The 1,832-nt window shown below is 75.3% G+C and carries 1 protein-coding gene and 2 pseudogenes; 2 read left to right on the forward strand and 1 reads right to left on the reverse strand.

Features of this window, described 5'->3' with window-relative positions; translation table 11 throughout:
• Positions 1–250: pseudogene (locus PROKR_RS28855) on the reverse strand (SAM-dependent methyltransferase); the annotation flags it as partial.
• Between the two features lie 188 nt (positions 251–438).
• Between PROKR_RS28855 and PROKR_RS28860 the strand changes: the two are divergent.
• Both PROKR_RS28860 and PROKR_RS36580 read left to right on the forward strand, forming a co-directional pair.
• A complete protein-coding gene (locus PROKR_RS28860; protein WP_036970981.1) occupies positions 439–1,362 on the forward strand; it encodes a cation diffusion facilitator family transporter in 924 nt (307 codons plus the stop codon).
• A gap of 13 nt (positions 1,363–1,375) precedes the next feature.
• Positions 1,376–1,832, forward strand: a pseudogene (locus PROKR_RS36580) (AraC family transcriptional regulator); the annotation flags it as partial.

Consider the following 1,832-nt stretch of genomic DNA (forward strand, 5'->3'; position numbering starts at 1 on the left):
CGGCGGGCTGCGCGCGGAGCACGGCGAGCGAGAGGTTCCCGGTACCGCACCCGAGGTCGAGCACGGACTCGCCCGGGGCGACGTCCGCGAGCGCCGCGGCGCGGTCGTGCAGGGGCCGCACGCGCGACAGGCGCGTGAACGCGTCGTAGAGCGGGAGCAGCCAGGGCCGGCCCATGCCGGGCAGGAACTCACGCTCGCGTTCCTCCGGGGTGCGGGGGTCGATGATCCGCACGGTGGTGCTGTCGTTCATCCCGAGTGCCTTCCGTCGGGGTGCCCGCGCCGGACGGCGCGGGCCGGCCGTGCCGGCCGCCACCTCCAGCATTGGACATCCTGCGGCGCGGTGGCAGCACGGAAGTCGGTGCCGATCGGACGATCTTCGGTCGGGCGGGTGAGGCGGAAGGTCGGTAGCGTCGGGGACGTCGCGACGGAGGGGGACGCATGGCAGGGGAACGGAGCGAGTCGGCGCTGACGGTGGTGATCGCGTTCGGGGCCAACTTCGCGGTGGCGGTGGCCAAGTCGGTGGCGGCGGTGCTGACGGGTTCGGCGTCGATGGTGGCCGAGGCCGCCCACTCGTGGGCCGACACGGGCAACGAGGTGTTCCTGCTGGTCGCGGAGCGCAAGGCGGCACGCCCGCCGGATCGCGAGCACCCGCTCGGCTACGGCCGGGAGGCGTACGTGTGGTCGATGCTGGCCGCGCTGGGCCTGTTCGTGGCCGGCGGCGTGGTATCGGTCTACCACGGCATCCACGCGTTCGGCGCGGCCGAGGAGGCCACGGACTACGGCATCGGCTACCTGGTCCTGGCTGTCGCGTTCTGCCTGGAGGGCTTCTCGTTCGTCCAGGCCTACCGGCGCACGCGCGCGGAGGCGCGCAAGCTCGGCCGGGACCTGCTGGACCACGCGCTGGCGACGTCGGACCCGACGCTGCGGGCGGTGCTGGCGGAGGACTCGGCGGCGCTCGTCGGCCTGGTGATCGCGGCCGCCGGCATGGCGCTGCACCAGGTCACGGGCGACGCCCGGTACGACGCCGTCGGCTCGGTGCTGGTGGGCGTGCTGCTGTGCGTCGTGGCGTGGGTGCTGTTCGACCGCAACCGGCGGTTCCTCACGGGCGAGGTCGCGGACGAGCGGATCCACCGGGCGGTGCGGGAGCGGATCGAGGCGCTGCCCGGCGTGGAGCACGTGGGTCACCTGCGGCTCGAGTTCGTGGGCCCGCGGCAGCTCCTGCTGGTCGCGAGCATCGACCTGCCGGGCGACGAGTCGGAGTCGCACGTCGCCGTCCGCCTGCGTGCGCTGGAGGGGCAGCTGGAGCGCACACCGCAGATCGTCGACGCCGTGCTCACCCTCGCGGTGCCGGGCGACCGGTGAGGGGCGACCGCTGATGGCGCCGGGGCCCGCGGACGGCGGCCTGCCCCCGCTGCGCACCCCGTCCAGCATCCGCACGGTACGGCCTGACGGCACCCCGGTGTACCGGTACCAGCCACGCCCCGGGATGCCCCCGGTGAACGTGGACCTGCACGACGGCGCGGACCAGCACCCGCACCCTCCGCCCGAGCACCGGCACGCCCACGACTTCCACGTGCTCGTCCTCATCGAGCGCGGCGCCGGTGGGGAGGACGGCGCGCACGACGGCGACCTGTTCGCCGTCCCGCCGGGCCGCGCGATCGACCCCGGGACGGTGCGGGGTTTCGCCGGAGCGCGGGCCTGGACGCTCGCCTTCACGCCCGACGCCGTCCCCTTGCTCGCCTCGGTCTCGCCGCTGGCCTGGGCGCACCACCCGCTGCTGGCGCTGTTCGAGGTGGAGCCCGCCCGGCCGGGCGCCGCAGACCGCCCGCCGG

This window comes from Promicromonospora kroppenstedtii DSM 19349 (genome assembly GCF_000515355.1).
Lineage (GTDB): Bacteria > Actinomycetota > Actinomycetes > Actinomycetales > Cellulomonadaceae > Promicromonospora > Promicromonospora kroppenstedtii.

Excerpts from the sequence above, each read along its gene's own strand:
- PROKR_RS28860 (WP_036970981.1), top strand. The coding sequence starts at position 439 with ATGGCAGGGGAACGGAGCGAGTCGGCGCTGACGGTGGTGATCGCGTTC.